Origin of the sequence: Bacillus sp. 3255, assembly GCF_031456485.1 — a bacterium.
GTDB lineage: Bacteria > Bacillota > Bacilli > Paenibacillales > NBRC-103111 > Paenibacillus_E.
Genome location: NZ_JAVDUS010000008.1, coordinates 158154 through 177072, shown reverse-complemented (window position 1 = coordinate 177072; position 18919 = coordinate 158154). Strand labels below are relative to the sequence as shown.

Annotated in this window: 15 protein-coding genes and 2 riboswitches; of the genes, 14 read left to right on the top strand and 1 reads right to left on the bottom strand. The window is 55.5% G+C overall.

Annotated elements, in window-relative coordinates; all coding sequences use genetic code 11:
* The first annotated feature begins 1 nt into the window (after window position 1).
* Entirely contained in the window at window positions 2-1405 is a 1404-nt protein-coding gene (locus J2X61_RS14400; protein WP_310188681.1) for an NAD-dependent malic enzyme, read from the top strand.
* A 109-nt stretch (window positions 1406-1514) separates the two neighbouring features.
* On the top strand, window positions 1515-2501 hold the full coding sequence (locus J2X61_RS14395) for a Gfo/Idh/MocA family protein (protein ID WP_274467288.1): 987 nt from the start codon (window positions 1515-1517) through the stop codon (window positions 2499-2501).
* Between the two features lie 63 nt (window positions 2502-2564).
* Here the strand turns inward: J2X61_RS14395 and J2X61_RS14390 are convergent, their stop codons facing one another.
* Window positions 2565-3896, bottom strand: coding sequence for an APC family permease (locus tag J2X61_RS14390; protein ID WP_274467287.1), 1332 nt, complete (start codon window positions 3894-3896; stop codon window positions 2565-2567).
* 91 nt (window positions 3897-3987) lie between these two features.
* Window positions 3988-4089, bottom strand: a riboswitch (guanidine-I (ykkC/yxkD leader).
* A 191-nt stretch (window positions 4090-4280) separates the two neighbouring features.
* Window positions 4281-4402: riboswitch (guanidine-I (ykkC/yxkD leader) on the top strand.
* Window positions 4403-4473: 71 nt separating this feature from the next.
* Between J2X61_RS14390 and J2X61_RS14385 the strand changes: the two genes are divergently transcribed.
* The 12 genes from J2X61_RS14385 to J2X61_RS14330 all read left to right on the top strand — a co-directional run bounded on the left by J2X61_RS14385 (window position 4474) and on the right by J2X61_RS14330 (window position 18821).
* Complete coding sequence (locus tag J2X61_RS14385; RefSeq protein WP_310188528.1) at window positions 4474-5193, top strand: urea amidolyase associated protein UAAP1; 720 nt, start codon at window positions 4474-4476, stop codon at window positions 5191-5193.
* Between the two features lie 21 nt (window positions 5194-5214).
* Complete coding sequence (locus J2X61_RS14380) at window positions 5215-5865, top strand: urea amidolyase associated protein UAAP2 (protein WP_274467284.1); 651 nt, start codon at window positions 5215-5217, stop codon at window positions 5863-5865.
* 24 nt (window positions 5866-5889) lie between these two features.
* Window positions 5890-9510 carry an urea carboxylase gene (gene uca, locus J2X61_RS14375; protein ID WP_310188525.1) on the top strand — a complete coding sequence of 1207 codons (3621 nt, stop codon included), beginning with the start codon at window positions 5890-5892 and terminating at the stop codon, window positions 9508-9510.
* Between the two features lie 15 nt (window positions 9511-9525).
* Window positions 9526-11313 carry an allophanate hydrolase gene (gene atzF / locus J2X61_RS14370; protein WP_310188523.1) on the top strand — a complete coding sequence of 596 codons (1788 nt, stop codon included), beginning with the start codon at window positions 9526-9528 and terminating at the stop codon, window positions 11311-11313.
* A 282-nt stretch (window positions 11314-11595) separates the two neighbouring features.
* Entirely contained in the window at window positions 11596-11934 is a 339-nt protein-coding gene (locus tag J2X61_RS14365) for an ArsR/SmtB family transcription factor (protein ID WP_274467280.1), read from the top strand.
* On the top strand, window positions 11903-12361 hold the full coding sequence (locus J2X61_RS14360; protein WP_310188521.1) for an SRPBCC family protein: 459 nt from the start codon (window positions 11903-11905) through the stop codon (window positions 12359-12361). Before J2X61_RS14365 ends, J2X61_RS14360 begins: the two co-directional genes overlap by 32 nt.
* A 41-nt stretch (window positions 12362-12402) precedes the next feature.
* Complete coding sequence (locus tag J2X61_RS14355) at window positions 12403-12582, top strand: DUF1059 domain-containing protein (protein ID WP_274467278.1); 180 nt, start codon at window positions 12403-12405, stop codon at window positions 12580-12582.
* A gap of 7 nt (window positions 12583-12589) precedes the next feature.
* Window positions 12590-13024: an SRPBCC family protein gene (locus J2X61_RS14350; RefSeq protein WP_310188517.1), complete on the top strand. Its 435-nt coding sequence runs from the start codon at window positions 12590-12592 to the stop codon at window positions 13022-13024.
* Between the two features lie 447 nt (window positions 13025-13471).
* The gene (locus tag J2X61_RS14345) at window positions 13472-16147 is read left to right on the top strand and encodes a YhgE/Pip family protein (protein ID WP_310188514.1); all 2676 of its coding nucleotides are present in this window, start codon (window positions 13472-13474) and stop codon (window positions 16145-16147) included.
* 68 nt (window positions 16148-16215) lie between these two features.
* The gene (locus J2X61_RS14340) at window positions 16216-16743 is read left to right on the top strand and encodes a hypothetical protein (RefSeq protein WP_310188511.1); all 528 of its coding nucleotides are present in this window, start codon (window positions 16216-16218) and stop codon (window positions 16741-16743) included.
* Between the two features lie 222 nt (window positions 16744-16965).
* Complete coding sequence (locus tag J2X61_RS14335; RefSeq protein WP_274467273.1) at window positions 16966-17643, top strand: phosphatase PAP2 family protein; 678 nt, start codon at window positions 16966-16968, stop codon at window positions 17641-17643.
* Window positions 17640-18821, top strand: coding sequence for an MGDG synthase family glycosyltransferase (locus tag J2X61_RS14330; RefSeq protein WP_310188509.1), 1182 nt, complete (start codon window positions 17640-17642; stop codon window positions 18819-18821). Before J2X61_RS14335 ends, J2X61_RS14330 begins: the two co-directional genes overlap by 4 nt.
* The last annotated feature ends 98 nt before the right edge of the window (window positions 18822-18919 follow it).

Below are 18919 nucleotides of genomic sequence, written 5' to 3'. Positions count from 1 at the left end.
TATGGCCTATAACAGCATCATTTTGCGTTTGGAATTGACTCTGGGGCGTGTGGATTTCGGCCAAGTAGCCTCGGCAATCAGCTCGGCTGGCGGAGATATTACCTCCATCGATATTATTCGCCCGGGGCATGAAGTGACGGTCCGCGATGTAACGGTGCATGTTGCGGATACGGGTGAGTCCAAAGTCGTGGAGGCCCTTCAAGCGCTGGACGGCATACGGCTCGTCAACGTATCGGACCGAACCTTCCTGGCTCATCTCGGCGGCAAAATCTCCATCCAACCAACGCTTCCAATCAAAAATCGGGACGAATTGTCCATTGTCTATACGCCAGGCGTGGCACGTGTGTGTACGGCCATCCATGAAGATCCCCAGAAAGCGTATTCCTTAACGATCAAAAGGAATACCGTTGCCGTCGTCACGGACGGGACCGCCGTCCTCGGACTCGGCGATATCGGGCCGCACGCTGCCGCTCCGGTGATGGAAGGGAAAGCGATGCTGTTTAAACAGTTGGCGGGGGTGGACGCATTCCCGATCTGCTTGGACACGCAGGATACGGAGGAGCTCATCCGCACGATCAAAGTGATGAGCCCGATCTTCGGCGGCATTAATTTGGAGGATATCAGTTCTCCGCGCTGCTTTGAAATTGAAACCAGGCTGTCCGAAGAGCTGGATATTCCGGTGTTCCACGACGATCAACATGGGACAGCCGTTGTTGTCATCGCGGGCTTGCTCAATGCGCTGAAAGTAGTGGGCAAGCGAATGGATCAGGTCCGGATCGTCGTGAACGGCATCGGAGCGGCAGGCGTATCGATTTGTAAAATGCTGCTGGCTGCCGGCGTGAGAAGGCTTGTCCCCGTCGACAGAGACGGCGCGATCGTTCGCGGAGGGGACTACTCCCATCCGATGTGGACGTGGCTGGCCGAGCAGCCTCAGGTCGAAGCCACCCCAGGCGGGCTGCGTGACATCATCGGCGGGGCCGACGTCTTCATCGGGGTGTCGAGAGGCGGACTCCTCAGCGGCAGCGATGTGCAGAAAATGGCCCCGAACAGCATCGTCTTCGCGATGGCCAATCCGGTGCCGGAGATCGATCCGAAGGAGGCGCTCCCGCATGTCCGCGTGTTTGCTACCGGGCGGAGCGACTATCCGAACCAAATCAACAACGTGCTCGTGTTTCCCGGTATTTTCAGGGGGGCGCTCGACTGCCGCGCCCGCGTCATCAATGAGCCGATGAAGCTGGCGGCGGCGCGTGCGATCGCTTCGGTCGTGTCCGAGAACGAGCTTAATGACCAATACATCATACCGAGTATATTTAATGAGCAGGTCGTGAGCAAAGTACGCAATGCCGTCATCGAGGCAGCCATACTAACAGGCGTCTCCCGCCGAATTCCGCCGGACTTCAGATAGCACCTGTATGGGACTGTTGACAATGGTCAACAGTCCCATACAGGTGTTTTTTCCTATCTGAATCAGGTATAGTAGAAGCATTCGAAGATTAAACAATATGGAGGCATCTATGATACGTTTTGCCGTAATTGGAACCAACTGGATTACCGAAGAATTCATTCACGCTGCCCGCGAGACGGGAGAATTCGACCTGACAGCCGTGTACTCCCGGACGGAGGACAAGGCTGCGGAATTCGCCAATAAATTCGCTGTCCCGCACCGTTTTACAGATTTGAACCAGTTCGCGCAGAGCGATACGTTCGACGCGGTGTATATCGCGAGCCCGAACTCGCTGCATGCCCAGTATGCGGTTCACTGCATGAATCACGGCAAGCATGTGCTGTGCGAGAAGCCGGCCGCATCCAACGTGACGGAGCTGAGCGCGATGATCGAGGCTGCGCGCAGCAACAAGGTCGTCTTCATGGAGGCGCTGAAGTCTACGCTTATGCCGAACTTCCGGGCTATCCAGGACAATCTTCATAAGCTTGGCCCGATCCGCCGTTACTTCGCGAGCTACTGCCAATACTCTTCGCGTTACGATGCCTATAAGCAGGGGACGGTGCTGAACGCGTTCAATCCGGTATTTTCCAACGGCTCCTTAATGGATCTGGGCGTTTACTGCATATATCCGCTCGCCGTGCTGTTCGGCAGCCCGGAGCGTGTACAGGCAAGCGGCGTACTGCTGGAATCCGGGGTCGACGGCGAGGGCAGTCTGCTGCTTAGCTATAAAGAGATGGATGCCGTCATTATGCATTCCAAGATCTCCAGCTCATATGCACCGGCCGAAATCCAAGGCGAACACGCCACGATGATCATCGACAAAATCAACCAGCCGGAGAAGGTGGAAATCCGCTACCGTGACGGCTCGGTAGACAACCTGACGCGCGAGCAAAGCGCAAGAACCATGCGCTACGAGGCGGAGGAGTTCAGCCGCTTGATCCGGAGCGGATCGCTGGAGTCGGAGACGAATTCGCACCGCAATTCTACGATCGCTCTGCAGATCATGGACGAGGCGAGAAAGCAGATCGGGCTTGTGTTCCCCGCAGACGCCAAGTAAACAAGAAAACCGAGCGATCCCAGCAGTTTCCATAATAAGCTGCTGAGTTCTCTCGGTTTTTCTTTACTTCGTAGGCGTCAGGAACGGTTTGCCGGATACTGCCGGTGCGGCGGAGCCGGCTTTTTTGCGAATGAGGTGATACACGATGCCGATAAGGAGCCATACCCCGCCCATCCAGAGGGCGTCACGATCTAGCAGCGACAGCAGATAGCCGATGAAGCCGGCGCCAATGAGCGGAAGCGCGAGATACAGGAACGTCATCTTCACGGACCGCCTGCGCTCCTTCATATACTTTTGGGCGATGACCGAGATGTTGACGAAGAAGAAAGCCGTTAATGCTCCGAAGTTGACGAATTTCACGGCATTGTCGAGCGAGATGACCAGCGCCAGCAAGGAAACGCAGGAGACAATCACGATGTTGATGACAGGCGTATTTAACTTCGGGTGCAGGAAGCCGAACACCCGTTGCGGCAGAATGGAATCGCGGCCCATGACATACAGCAGGCGGGAGACGCTCGTTACGGACGACAGCCCCTGAGTGAAAATAGCGAGAATCAGCACAGTGATGAAAACGGTGCTAAGCAGGGCGCCGCCAACCAGCTGGACAATCTCGAACCCGGCAGAATCCACATGGACGAAGGTGAGGTGCGGATAAATGAGCTGGGTCAGTACGGACGGCACCAAGTAAAGGATGCTCGCGGTGATAATGATGATCATGATGGCGCGAGGGATCGTTTTCTGCGAATTCACCGTTTCCTCCGCCATCGTGGTTACCGTATCGAAGCCCAGGAAGGAGAAACAAATGATCGAAGCCCCGGCCAGTATAGTGGAGAAAGGGACGTCATTTTGCAGGAAAAGCCCCATTGGATGCTCATCGCCCGTCAAATTGCGGAAAAGGAACAAGCAGAAAACCGCGATGAACAGAATCTGAATCCATACGAACAGCTTGCTGATATTGGCGGAAAATTTGATCCCTATAATATTGACGATACCTAGTACGATGTTAAGCCCGACGATCCAAATATAAGCCGGGACGGACGGAAACTGCGCGTGCAGATAAATGCCGAAAGTGAGACAAGCGATGATCGGGGAGAAGAAGTAGTCCAGAAGCAGCGCCCAGCCGACGAGGAAGCCGAGGTACGGGTGGATGCTTTTTTTCGTATAGGTGTAAGCGGAGCCTGAGGTGGGATAAGCCTTGGACATGACACCATAGCTGTAGGCCGTGAAGAAGATCGCGATGAAAGCCAGCAGGTAGGCCTGCGTCAGCATCCCATGGGCATTCTCGTACGCAATTCCGTAGATGGAGAAATAGATCATTGGCGTCATCCAGGCCAGCCCCATGTAGACGACTTGATACAGGCTTAAAGACTTCTTTAGAGTAACTTGCGTTGTCATAATGGCGACACTCCTTTAACGTTGGTTCCTGTGGTCGGACAGCAGGGGCTGATATGCAAAAAAGCCAAGGAGATATCTAATAATCCAGATATCCTCCCGGGCTTTTGTCCCTCCGTGAACACAGGTGCGCTGTGCGTTTTCTCTCGGACCAGCTGAGCATAAGCCGCCTCACGGAACCCTAGAAAACTATGTATGTCATATATCATTACTTGCACTTTGAAAAGTGAGAACCATGATGTCGAAATGTTAACTATGCGTGATGCATGTAAGTTAATATAACACAACATTGATGGAGTGGGAAGTATTTTGAGTAAAAAAGGAAAAAATGCTTGAAACGATTGACACATTCATTAGTCGGTGTTATGTTTAATAACACAAACGAATACGATTGTTTACTAGGGTTCCGCGAGATAAGGCCACGAACGATTGCCTTCTGTCTCGGGCTGGTCCGAGAGTAAACCGTTCCTGTAACGGGAGCGACACGGAAGGATAAAAACCTGGGAGATATCATCAAGACGATTTATGTCTTGTGATGTCTCCCTTTTTGTTTAACCAGATAACGAAGGAGATGGCAGAGATGGCGAACGTGTGGCACAAGACGATAAGCCCGGGAGGTAAGTGGTCGGGAGTGATTGGCAAGGGGAAGTTGATCCGTTTTACGGCGCTGGACGCGGGTGCGAACTTGGCGATACAGCTGTTCCATGCGAGGGATTTGACGGAGCGCTACAATATGCCGGATACGCTGAAAGCCCAATACACCGCACATCTGACCCGAGGACATGTGCTCATGAGCGATAACGGCAGGGTGCTCGCAAGCATTGTGGAGGATAGCGTCGGCTGGCACGATCCGCTCGGCGGGTACACGAGCCGTGCAGCGACGGACGCCAAATACGGGGCCACGAATTATCAGCAGCGGCGCAACGAATGGCTGCGGAGCGGACAAGAGAACTTCGCCGTGGAGCTTGTGCGAAGCGGACTTAGCATGAGAGATATGATGCCTGTGCTGAATTTGTTTTCCAAAGTGTACTGCGATGAAGAAGGGGATATGCATTACGGTTTGGATCACTGTCCGGCGGGAGCGACCGTGACGCTGCGGACGGAGATGGATACGCTGCTCGTTTTGTCCAATACGCCGAATCCGTTGGATCCCAGGAAGGTTTATCCTTCCGTGCCCGTTCGAATAGAAGTGCTGCAAGCCGAACCTGTAGGTGAGGACGATGTTTGCGTTAACTTCCGTTCGGAGAATCGCCGGGCTTTTGAGAATACATGGGAATACCACGCATTGCTTGGACAGTGAAAACACGGAGGAGGAACGGTTATGGCGGTATTTAATCGAGTGGAAAGCCCTCGCGGCGTCGAGGAGGCCATCTATAGCGAAATCATTCAAGCGGGGGACGGGTGGATGCGCGAGCTGAAACCGGGCCAAGTGCTGCGTATTGTCGATCTGGAAGGGAATCAGGCGGCGGATACGCTGTTCTACGATGCCGAGAATCCGGAGGATCATTACAGTGCGACGGCGACGATAGCGGGTCAAGGGAACATCTATCTAACCGCAGGCTCCGTGCTGCGGGCGGAATCGGGCAAGGAGCTGCTGCGTATCGTAGCCGATACGTGCGGACGTCATGATACGGTCGGCGGCTCGTGTTCGGCGCAAAGCAATACCGTGCGTTACGCTCACGAGAAGCTGTCGATGCACAACTGCCGAGACACCTTTATGCTGCAGCTGGCTAAGCATGACGGCAGATATACGAAGCGGGATTTGGCGCCGAATATCAACTTCTTCATGAATGTTCCAGTAACGGCGGAGGGCGGCCTGAAATTCGACGACGGCGTATCTGCACCGGGCTGCTATGTGGAGGTGGAGTCGCTCGGCAGCTCCATGGTGCTGATCAGCAACTGCCCGCAGCTGAACAATCCTTGCAATGCGTACAATCCGACGCCGATTCAGGTGTTCATTTGGGGGAAATAGACAGGACGAAGGGGAGTGGGTTGGATGTTTACCAAAGTGCTTATCGCGAATCGCGGTGCCATCGCCGCTCGTATTGAGCGTACGTTAAAGAAGCTGGGAGTCCGATCCGTGGCGGTATATACGGCTGCGGACCAAGATAGTTTGCATGTGGACGGAGCGGATGAGGCGGTTCTGATCGGTGAGGGGCCGGCGAAGGACAGTTATCTGAATATGGAACTGATACTACGAACGGCGCGGGAAACCGGCGCGGAGGCAATCCATCCGGGATATGGCTTCCTGAGCGAGAACGCCGACTTCGCCAGAGCTTGCCGCGAGCAGGGAATTGTGTTCATCGGGCCGACGCCGGAGCAAATGGAGATGTTCGGTCTCAAGCATTCCGCCCGGGAAATCGCAGAAAGAGCGGGCGTGCCGATGCTGCCGGGAACACCGCTGATTACGGAGCTCGAAGAAGCGCTGTCCCAAGCTGCGCGGATCGGGTATCCGGTGATCCTCAAGAGCACGGCCGGCGGAGGCGGCATCGGAATGCGCGTCTGCGCGGACGAGGCGGCGCTGCGAGCCGCTTATGACGGCGTCCGCCATTTGGCGGAAACGAATTTCAAGAACGGCGGCATGTTCCTTGAGAAATATATCGCCCGGGCGCGCCATGTCGAGGTGCAAATATTCGGCAACGGCTTCGGGGAGGTGGTGGCCCTTGGCGAGCGCGATTGCTCCATTCAACGCCGGAATCAGAAGGTCATTGAAGAGAGCCCGGCGCCGAACTTGTCGGACGATGTCCGCGAGGCGATGTTCGCTTCGGCGAAGCGCTTGGCGGCGGAGGCCGGTTACCGCAGCGCGGGCACGGTGGAATATTTGTACGATCCGGAGACGTGCGAGTTCTACTTCCTGGAAGTGAATACAAGACTTCAGGTGGAGCACGGTGTCACGGAGGAAGTGCTGGGAATCGATCTGGTTGAATGGATGGTGCGCGAAGCGGCGGGTGAGCTTGCCGATCTGCAGTCCTTAGTCCGTAAGCCGTCGGGACACAGTATTCAAGCGCGCATATACGCGGAGGATTGCCTGCAGCAGTTCCGCCCGAGCGCGGGACAGCTGGACCGGGCGGTATTCTCAAGCGGGGCGCGCAACGAAACGTGGGTCAGGGACGGTCTGACGGTCACGACCTTGTACGATCCGATGCTGGCCAAAATTATCGTCCACGGCACGGACCGCCGGGACGCGATCCGCAAGCTGATCGCAGCGTTGTCCGAGACGCGCATGTATGGCATTACAACGAACCTGCAGTATTTGCAGGCTCTCCTGCAGGAACAGGACTGCGTGGACGGCAACGTCTACACGCAATTATTGACTGCGTTCGAGCCTGCCATGCGGGCGCTCGAAGTCGTCGACGGCGGCATCCAGACAACCGTGCAGGATTTCCCGGGGCGCATTCGCCATTGGGATGTGGGGGTGCCGCCTTGCGGACCGATGGATCCGTTCTCGTTCCGGATCGGCAACAAGCTGCTGGGCAACGCGGACGATGCGCCGGGATTGGAGTTGACGCTGCGCGGAGGGTCTTACATATTCCGCAGCGGGATGTGGTTCTGCGTTACCGGGGCGGATATGCAGGCTGAGCTTGATGGAGCTGCTGTCCCGATGTATACCCCGGTGCAAGCGGCTCGCGGCCAAGTGCTCAGCTTCGGCGAGGCCAAGGAAGGAATGCGGACCTATCTGTTGGTCAGCGGAGGCTTCGATATGCCGAAGATTCTCGGCAGCTCCTCGACATTCACGCTCGGAGGTTTCGGCGGGCACGGCGGTCGTGCTCTCCGGACAGGAGACGTGCTCGAGGTGAATGCCGGCGGCAGTCCGGTACAGGAAGCGGCAGTGCTTGCAGGACGGCATCGTCCTGCGATGACCCGGGAGTGGACGATCGGCGTCATTCCGGGACCGCACTGCACGGGAGAATTCCTTCGTGAGGAGTACCTCGAGCAGTTGACGGCAACGAGCTGGGAAGTGCATTTCAACTCCTCGCGAACAGGCGTTAGGCTGAAAGGTCCGGCACCGCTGTGGACGCGGGAAGACGGAGGCGAAGCGGGGCTTCATCCTTCCAATATTCACGATAATGCCTATGCGATCGGTACATTGGATTTGACGGGGGATATGCCGATTCTGCTAGGACCGGATGGTCCTAGTCTAGGCGGGTTCGTATGTCCGGTGACGACGGCTTCGGCGGAGTTCTGGAAGCTGGGACAGCTTCATCCGGGCGATACGATTCGGTTCCGGCTGCTGACGCTTCCGGAAGCGGAGGTGCTGCGCGAGGAGCAGGAGAGCCTGCTTGCGGCTATCGGCAGGGGGCAATTCGAGCAGCTGCCGGCTATCGACCTGCCTGCTGTTCATGGTGACATTACGCCGGAATACCCTCGTCTCTATCACAGAGCCGCAGGACGCAGGTTCCCGATCACGATCCGCTGCTGCGGCGATCAGAACTTGCTCGTGGAGTACGGCGAGCTGGAATTGGATCTGCTGCTGCGCTTCCAGGTGCAGGCTTTGATGCAAGCCATTGTGGAAAGCGGTGTGATTCCTGTCCTGGATCTAACGCCTGGCATTCGTTCTCTGCAAATTCATATTGATCCGTCGCAAATCACCGTCAGCGAGGCATGCGCCAAAGTTGTCGAGATCGACGCCGCGCTGCCGCCGCTGGAACAGTTCCGCGTGCCGTCGCGTATCGTGCGGCTGCCGCTTTCGTGGGACGATCCGGCGACACAGCTGGCCATTCAGCGCTATCAGCAAGGGGTGCGCCCGGATGCGCCGTGGTGTCCGAGCAATCTGGAGTTCATTCGCCGCATTAACGGGCTGGACACGATTGATGACGTGAAAAAGATCGTCTATGACGCCAATTATTTGGTCTTAGGGCTTGGTGACGTTTATTTGGGCGCCCCGGTAGCCACTCCGGTCGATCCGCGTCACCGGCTGGTTACGACGAAATATAATCCGGCACGCACCTGGACGCCGGAAAACGCCGTAGGTATCGGCGGTGCCTACATGTGTGTATATGGAATGGAGGGTCCGGGCGGCTACCAATTCGTCGGACGGACGATTCAGATGTGGAACCGACTGAGGTCCACAGAGAGCTTCAAGGCGGGGAAACCATGGCTGCTCCGGTTCTTTGACCAGATTCAATTCTATGAAGTTAGCGCCGATGAGCTGCTGCAGCTGCGTGAAGATTTCCCTCGGGGCAGGTTCGAAGCCGACATTCAGGAAACGACTTTCGATCTCGGGGAATATCTGCAATTCCTGACATCCATTGAGGACGGCACGGAAGAGTTCCGCAAGAATCAGCAATCTGCTTTCAGGGAAGAGCGTGAAAGCTGGAAAGCGCAAGGTCTCGCGGAATACGTATCCGAACAGGAGAGCGTCAGCGTGCAGCCGGAGAATGAGCTGCCGGCAGGCACGGTCGCCGTGCGGGGCATCATGCCGGGCAGCGTGTGGAAGGTGCTTGTTGCTCCAGGTGAGCAAGTGAAGAAGGGCGACCAACTAGCGATTCTCGAAAGTATGAAAATGGAATTCCCGCAGCATGCGCCGTGCGACGGGTATGTGTCGATGATTCAAGTGAAGCCGGGGGATCAAGTCCATGCCGGGCAGCTGATTCTCGGCATCGCCCAATCTGCTTAAGGAGAGGTGTTCATAATGACGAAAGCCGATGAGAAAGAACTTCCCGAGCAGCTGACGATCGCATGGCTTCGGGATAACTATGAGCTTGGCGCATGGTCGCCGCTAGAGGTTGTCGCTGCGATCATTCAGCGGGCGGAGAGTGAAAGGGAGATGAATATCTGGATTACGCCGCCTTCCCTGACGCACATCCAGCCTTACTTGGACCGATTGATCGATATAAATCCGGCGGATGCGCCGCTCTGGGGCATTCCATTCGCCATCAAGGACAACATCGATCTGGCCGGCGTGCCGACGACGGCAGGCTGCGCGGCCTACGCCTATACGCCGGAAGAACACGCCGGCGTTGTGGAGAGATTGATTGCCGCAGGAGCGATCCCGGTCGGCAAGACGAATCTAGACCAGTTCGCGACGGGTCTGGTCGGTGCGCGCAGCCCTTACGGAGATACGCATAACGCGCTGCGTCCCGAATTGATCAGCGGCGGCTCGAGCTCCGGCTCCGCCGTTGCCGTGGCACGCGGCCAAGCAGCCTTCTCGCTTGGCACGGATACGGCAGGCTCGGGCCGTGTGCCGGCCGCATTGAACCGGCTGGTTGGCTATAAGCCGAGTCTCGGCGCTTGGCCAACCACAGGAGTCGTGCCGGCCTGCGCAAGTTTGGACTGCGTCACCGTCTTCGCGCACAGCCTGGAAGATGCGCTTGCCGTGGACGAAGCGGTGCGCGGTCTTCATGCTGACGATCCTTGGTCGCGCAGCGTTGACAGGGAAGCTTCACGACTGCCGCAAGCTTTGCTGCTGCCGGACGGGCCGCTTACCTTCTACGGTCCATATGCTTCTGAGTATGAAGCGGCATGGGGCCGCGCGGTGGCTCGACTGAAGGAGCTGAATCTGCCCATCGCTTACGTGGATGTCGCTATGTTCGCCCAAGCGGCGGCCATCCTGTACGAAGGGCCGTGGGTTGCGGAACGTTGGGCGGCGCTTGGTGCATTCGTCGATGAGAACCCGGACGCCATCTACCCTGTGACAGAGCGAATTCTACGCTCCGGCGCGGCTGCTGAACACGATGCCGCATCGGTATTTCGGGCGATGCACCGGCTTCAGCGGATCAAGCTAGAGACCCGCAAGCTGCTGCGCGGAGCCGTGCTGGCCATGCCGACCTGCGGAGGGACGTGGACCCGCGAACAGGTGCTGGCTGACCCGATTGCGACGAATCGGGATATGGGGCGCTATACGAATCATTGCAACCTGCTCGATTTGTGCGGGGTGGCCATACCGGCGGGCGAGGCGGCGCCGCACACGCCGTTCGGCATCACCCTCTTCGGGCTTGCCGATGAGGAGAGCTTGATCTGCGGCGCGGCCGAGCTGATCTTGGCGGACGCGAGCGCATCGGCGGAGGCGGCAGCAGTCGCATGTGCGAGCGCTGCTCCGGCGACGACTCTCGTCGCCGTCTGCGGCCTGCATATGCGAGGCTATCCGCTGGAGTGGCAGATGCTAGGCTGTGGAGCGCGGTTCATCCGTGAGGATGAAACCGCCGCGAAGTACAGCCTCGTGAAGCTGCCGACGACCCCGGCGAAGCCGGGGCTCGTGAAGCGGGAGCAGGGCGGCGCGGCGATCGCCCTGGAGGTTTGGGAGATGCCGCTGGATGCCTTCGGCGGCTTCGCGGCGGCGATTCCGGCTCCGCTCGGGATCGGCAAGGTTGAGCTCCGGGACGGTACGGAGGTCCCGGGCTTTGTGTGTGAAGCTTACGCGGCTGCGGGCGCGGAAGATGTGACGGCGCTTGGCGGCTGGCGCCAAGTGGTGCCGCTTTAGGCCGGCGGGCGGGACCGGTCCGCTTCCTCTAACGGACTTCACGATGGTCACTTACTGGTTTTGTGCTGAGTGCAGCCGATTTCTAATGAAAAGCCTCCATATCCACGAACTGTGGACTTGGAGGCTTTTGTCATAAGGTCCAGAGCTTGTGTTGCTTCGACTGCGACGGACGGGCGAATGACATAACAGGTTAGGCTCAAGGTCAAAATAAATGAAAAGAGGTTGGAGTGCGGCATTATTATTTAAGTTGACACTTAATTAAGTATATGCTAAATTAATGCCATGATCGATAAAGCCATCCACGCAATAACGGAGCCAAGGCGCCGGGACATTTTACGTCTCGTCCGTGAAGGGGAGCTGACCTCCAGCGCCATTGCATCGCATTTTGACATTTCAGCACCGGCAATATCACAGCATCTCAAAGTTCTTGAAGAGGCCGGACTCGTCGTTGTCAGACGGGCCGGTACCAAACGATTCTACGGCATTAGGAGGGAAGGATTCGCCGAATTGATGCAATATATCGAGAGCTTCTGGGACGACAGCTTGCTGCGTCTGAAGGAAGCCGCGGAAGAGGAAGAGAGGAGAAAATATGGAAACAACGAGCAGTCAAAACACGATTAAGAAGGAGATTTTCATCGAATGCCGGCCGGAGACTCTGTTCTCTTTTTTCACGGATCCGGAAAAATTGGTTCGTTGGATGGGCCGCCACGTATTGCTCGATCCAAGTATCGGAGGCAAATACCGGATCGATGTCAATGGAAGCGACATCGCGATGGGAGAATACAAAGAGATTATCCCCAATGAGAAGATTGTTATGACTTGGGGGTGGGAACGATCCGGAGTCGTTCCTCCCGGCTCCAGCACCGTTGAATTTCGGCTGACACCCCAAGACAGCGGCACACTGCTGGTTTTGACGCACTATAACTTGCCTGCGACAGAAGTTGCTTCTCACGTACAGGGTTGGTCGCATTACATGCCTCGCTTGCAGTCGGCGGCGCAAGATCAGGATCCGGGTAAGGATCCGTGGTCTGAGAAAGCTATGCACTAAACACTAATAAATTGAATGTGGAGATAAGGAGAATGAATAGGATGAACACATTAGTTTGTAACTGCGGATTTCAAATAACGGACGATAACAAATATAAAGTCGAGGCCGCGATGTGGCACCACGCTATCCAGGATCATGGCGATATGTTGAAGAGCATGACGGTTGAGATGCTGGAACAATGGCTGATGAACAAAGACGAGCAGCTCAAAGTCGGTGCCTAGGACGTACGTGGTCGACGTTTTTACGGAAATCAGGATTAATCGCCCTGCCGAACAGGTCGCTGCTTTCGCCTCGGATCCGGATCATGCTCCAGAATGGTATGTTAACATTCAATCAGCCGAGTGGCGAACGCCGAAGCCATTGAGAGCAGGCTCGAAGGTTGCGTTCAAGGCAGCTTTCTTAGGCAAGGAGCTGTCTTATGTGTATGAATTTGCCGAGTATATACCTGGCAGCAAGCTCGTGATGCGCACGGTTGACGGCCCTTTTCCGATGGAAACGACGTATACGTGGGAACCGGTTGGCGAGCGGATTACTCGAATGACGCTGCGCAACAGGGGGAATCCCTCGGGGTTCTCGGCCGTCTTCGCTCCTTTCATGTCTTTGATGATGAAGCGAGCGAACAAGAACGATTTGCGAAAGCTGAAGGCTTTGCTGGAGAATTAAAGAACTTGCATCTCATCATTAAACAGTTGGGAGGTTCACGTGCCGCCGCAAGGTGTCGGGTGCCTCCCTCTTTTTCACGTTTCGACGTTGATGTTCGCCGCACATTCAGTTTCCCGCACTTGCCTCCGCATCTTCGCTCCTTGATGTACGTTCACCGCCTCCCCTCCTCAGGGCCTTCAACAGATCACTCCAACCTGCCTGCTTCCTCCCTCTTTTTTCCGGCTCCACTCACAAGCTATACACATTTATCCACAAAGTTACTCACAGTATCAACAAGTCCACAATCCCCAGTACGGAAAAGGTGTGAGCCGCGTTGTACACATATCCACAGAAAGGGTTATCCACATGGGGGTACGTGTTTTTCGGGAATTGCGAACAAGCGGTTTGCATGCGTACGAACGACTCCGGTTACATTAATAACCAAATGCCAAGGGATGGTGGAGCGCGATGAAAAAAGTTTGGAGCATCTATCGGACAGATTTGACCAACTTGTGGAGGGTGCCTACAGGTCTTCTCCTCATCGTTGCGCTTGCTATTCTGCCGTCTGTGTATGCATGGATTAACCTTGAGGCGATGTGGGATCCGTATGCGAATACATCGGGAATCCGAATTGCGGTAACGAGCAACGACAAGGGGGCAACGGTCGAGGGCAAGACGATCAATATCGGTAATGAGGTTGTGGATAATTTAAAAAGCAATCATACGCTCGGCTGGACCTTCGTGGACGATCAGACGGCGCTGCGCGGCGTGGAGCACGGCGATTACTACGCCAGTCTGATTATTCCGGAGGATTTCTCGCGCAAGATCACGAGCATTATCGACGGATCGTTGGAGAAACCGGAAATTGTATATACGGTGAATGAGAAAATCAATGCGGTAGCGCCCAAAATCACAAGTAAAGGCGCATCCAGCGTCACGGAGCAAATCAGTGAGAATTTTATCAAAACGGTAAGCACTTCGATTCTGACGCGCATGAAAGAGATCGGCGTCGATTTGGAGAAGGAGCTGCCGACGATTCGGAATATAGAGGGCAAAGTCCTGGAGCTGGAGAAGCGCCTGCCGGATCTTACAGCAATGGGGGAGAAGGCGCTGGCGCTGGAGCAGAAGCTGCCTGAGATTCGCGAGAAAGGGCAGAAGATCGTCCAGCTCGAGCAGAAAATCCCGGATATCAACCGTGCGGCGGACACGGTGCTGAAGATCGAGGAACGTTGGCCGAAGATTGCGGCTGTCGCACAGGAGGTGCTGGTGATCCAGCAGAAGCTGCCGGACATCCAGAAGGCTGCCAGCCGCATCGCGGAGCTGGACCAGAACTTCGGCCAAGTCGAGGAGGTGCTGAATACCGCCGTCGACACCTCTCGAAGAGCTGACGAAATCGTCAGCTCGGCCTTGAATACGCTGCCTAGAATAGAGGCGATTGCGGAGCAAGGGGGCGCTTTTGCCGAAGGGCTCGCGAATTTTTTGCAAAAGAATGAGGGCGCCTTCCAAGCTTTGATTCCGGTGGTCAAGCAAAATTTGATCCTGCTGCAGCAAACGGCGGACGCGGTCACTCAACTGACAGGTGTTCTCCAGGATGCCAATGTCGACCCTCAGAAGGCGCTGGCTGCGCTAGCTCTGGTTACCGAGCGATTGTCGGCAGGCTCATCTGTACTCGACAGCATGATTGATCTGTTCACACGCTTGAACGCGTATTTGCCCAATAGCCCGTTCACCGATGCGATCTCACGGCTTAAGAGTGTGCAGTCGAATATAGCGAACCAGATTCAAGCTGTGGATAAGCTGCAATCCGCCATCAGCCGCGGCGAACAGCCGGCCAAAGAGCTTGTGAATCATTTGAACCTGTTATCCAAAGAGGCGAGCGCAGCTCTTGGCGGCCTGCTCGCCAAGTATGACACGGAGATCGTGCCGAATATGACCAAGGCGCTGGCTCAACTGCTGAGCATCGCCCAGAACGCAGGCAGCACGCTTCAAACGTTGAAGGGGCAGCTGCCGAACATCAAGCAAATTTTGACGGATGCGCAGAACGGCATTCATTATGCCCAGACCCAGCTCGATGCCCTGCAGAAAGAGCTGCCGCAAATCCGCGCCAAGGTGCACGAGGCGTCAACGGCGCTTCAGAGCAAGCTGGACGCCTTCGTCACCGGTATGAACGAGGCGGCCCCGTTCATCCGCATTGACTTGCCCCGCATTGAGCAGAAGCTGCATGAAGCCGCGAATTTCATTCGAAGCGATCTGCCCGCAGCGGAGGAAGACATCCGCAGGGTGGCGGATCTTTACCGGACGAAGCTGCCGGAGGTGGAGGATGCCGTGCATCTGGCGGCCAATCTCGTGCGCAGCGATCTGCCGGAGTTCGAAGCGGCCGTGCACAAAGCGGCGGATCAAATCCGCAAGGTGCAGGGAAGCGGCAGTGTCGAGGAGATTCTCCGGCTGCTGCAGAACGATATCCAGAAGCAGAGCGATTTTCTTGCGAGTCCGGTGCTCATTAAGGAGGACAAGAAATTCCCCATCCCGAACTACGGCTCGGCGATGTCGCCTTTTTACACGACATTATCCCTGTGGGTGGGAGCGATGCTGCTCGTCTCTCTGATGAGAGTCGATGTGGATAACTTGGATGACTCGTTCAAGACGCACCATGTATATTTTGGGCGGATGATGATTTTCCTTACGGTCGGCTTTTTTCAAGCTCTCATAGTCACCATTGGGGATATGTATCTGCTGGGAACGTATGTTGTGGATAAGGTTTGGTTTGTTCTGATCGCGCTGCTGGTCAGCGCAGTGTTCATCACGATTACGTACACGCTTGTCTCCGTGTTTGGGAATATCGGCAAAGGGATCGCGATTATTTTCCTTGTCCTGCAGTTCTCAAGCTCGGGAGGGACGTTCCCGGTAAGCACGGCTTCGCCTTTCTTCCAGAAATTGAACCCCTTTGTGCCGTTCACTTATGCGGTCGGGGCGATGCGTGAGGCTGTAGGCGGAATGCTGCTTGGGGTTGTACTGGAGGATATCCTCTATCTCTGCCTGTTCATCCTCGTCTGCTATGTGTTGGCGTTAGCCCTGAAAAAGCCGCTCAGCGGCTATACGAAGCGGGTTGCCGAGAAGGCGAAACGAACCAAACTGATTTCTTGAATATCCTGCCCTCACCATGCAACAAAGCGTGCCGGATTGCGTCTTTGATGGTAGAGGACGGTGATGTGATGAGAATGAGATTCCACATGTTGTTGATTGCGATGGTCATCTGTGCCGCGCTGCTGCCTGACCGGGCTTTCGCCTTATCCTGCGCGGCTCCGCGCTCCATTGAAGAAAGTTATGCGTACTATGATGCGGTTGTGGTGGCTAATGTCGATGAGGTGCATGAGCGGCGAAGCGGCAAAGAGCTGAAATTGACCGTGCTCGCCAGCTTCAAAGGGTTGGAAGAGCGAAACATTACCGCCATGGAGGATCTTACTTGGGGAACGAGCCGGCGGGGGACGCAGTATCTTTTCTTCTTGAAAAAGAAAGACGCAGACTGGGAACATCCCTTATGTTCGCCGACCAAAATGACGGCAGATGCTGCCCGGGAGCTGGAATATCTGAAGGAGAGGGAAATTCCCATTCCGGACGACGCCAAGCAAGGAACGGCAGATGGGAATACGCCTATGAATGGCGCTGTGGTGCCTATCGTTGCCGCATGCCTGCTGGGGGCGCTGTTATATGGAGGTGTGCGTTTCATCAAGCGAAAGTAAGGGAAGAATGGTTAGCGAGAGCACGGAATAACCCGAGGTATGTGCCTTGGGTTTTTGCTATGCGAAGGCTGCCTATATGACTTGTCCGGGCATTTAGAACTTAGCCTTTGGTCTAGGTTTTATCAAGACTTTTGGCTAAAGAAAGACAGTACCTTAGTGCGTTTAGATGGCGGCGGTTCTCCTTTATCATGAAGATAATATGAAGGAGAGCGAGTGATTGGAGTGAGAATAAGTTCGTTGTGGTCTTATTGCTTGGCCTGCAGCATGCTGCTGCTGATCCCGTTGGTAGGCCTGATCTATGTGGAGCTGAACCACGGCGGGGATGGTGCTTACAGCCTGGTCACGGACCTGGATCGGCAAATCCCTTTTCTGAAAGCTTTTGTTGTCCCTTATTTGTCCTGGTATCTGTTCCTGTTGGCCGGATTTCTGTATATGGCGTACAAGGATCGCCGGAATTACTATAGAACAGTTGTAGAATTCGTGATAGGCTTATTGCTTTGCTATGGCGTGTATGCCATATATCAGACTACTGTACCTCGGCCGGAGCTAACCGGCAGCGATTGGCTGCTGCGGATGGTAGAGTGGGTGTACCGGGCGGATCAGCCGTTCAACTGCTTCCCAAGTACGCATGTGCTGACCTCGTACCTGATGATGAAAGCGTATTTGCGATCCAGACAGGCGGCGAGAATTTCAAAAATAATAGTTTCTTGTATGGCGGTGCTCATTATCCTATCCACGCAATTCGTGAAACAGCATGTTCTGCTGGACATTGCAGGAGCCATTCTTGTAGCGGAAGGCGTGATCTATATCTTGGAACGTGCAAGACGAGGCTGGCTGGCACAGCCTTCTATTCCGGCCGCAACACGGCAAAGCAAGCTTGAAGGAGGACTAAGAAGATGAAACGCAGGGACAAACTCTTGATCCTGACAGGCAGCCTGGGGGACGGACATAATAAAGCGGCGCAAGCTATTCTCGAAGCGACTCGCTTTCATAGGCCGGATGCGGATGTGAAAGTCGTGGATTTCCTGGAGTGGACACACCCTTATCTGCATGGGGTAGGCAAATACTGCTATATGCAGTGGGTGAAGAGCCTGCCGTCGCTCTATGGCTTCTTGTACCGCAAGACGCGCGAGGATAACACCATCTCCCATCTCTTCAAAAAAATGAAGTCGTTCAGCACGGATCGCATGCTGGAGCTGCTGCACGAAGAGGAGCCGACGGAAGTGGTCTGCACATTTCCTGGAGCCGCCGCGGCGATGTCGTATTTGAAATGCAACGGATGGACTACGGTACCCACGGTGACGGTAATGACCGATTACACGGATCACAGTTATTGGGTTCATCCGGGAACGGATCGCTACCTGGTCGGAGCGGAGCATGTGAAGAAAGCGCTGTTGCGCTACCGGGTGCCGGAGCAGCGAATTGTCGTGACGGGCATTCCGCTGCGAATGCCGTTCACTCGCGAGTACGACCGGATGGCGCTCCGCGACAAGCATGGGCTGCACCGGGAGATGCCGACTGTGCTCGTCATGGGCGGCGGACACGGCTTGATCGGCAAGCAGTTCAAGTCCGTGCTGCAGTCGGAGGAGCTGACGGCGCCGGTACAGTTTATTTTCGTATGCGGACGCAACGAGAAGCTCAGGCTGCACCTGGAGGAGGAGCTGGGCAGTATGAAGATGCGCCATCATGTGAAGATAACGGGCTTCGTTGATTACGTTCACGAGCTGATGGCTTTATCGGACCTCATCATCACGAAGCCCGGAGGCCTGACGATTTCTGAAGCGATGGCGCTGGAGCTTCCGATGATGCTCTATAAGCCGATCCCCGGACAGGAGCAGGAGAACGCTGCCTATCTGGTTGGCCTCGGAGCGGCGATTCAAGCGAAGAACGCGGAGGAATTGAAAAACCAGCTGCTTGAAGTGATCGCGAACCGGTCCTTGTTGTCCAAGTTGAAGGAGAACGTGAAGATGAGCCAACAGCAAGGGGATGCCTTGCATATGTTGAATGCGATCTTCGAAACCCGGCACCACTTCATTCCGCAATCGGAAGACATGCGCTTCTCCTATGCCAATGGCTGATCATTGACTTTTTGGTGGTTCCTCCCTCTTTTTGTCCTGCAAAACGATGCGAGATGTTGGCGAAAATACTCGGTTGCTTGGTGCTGTCAAGTTTGCTG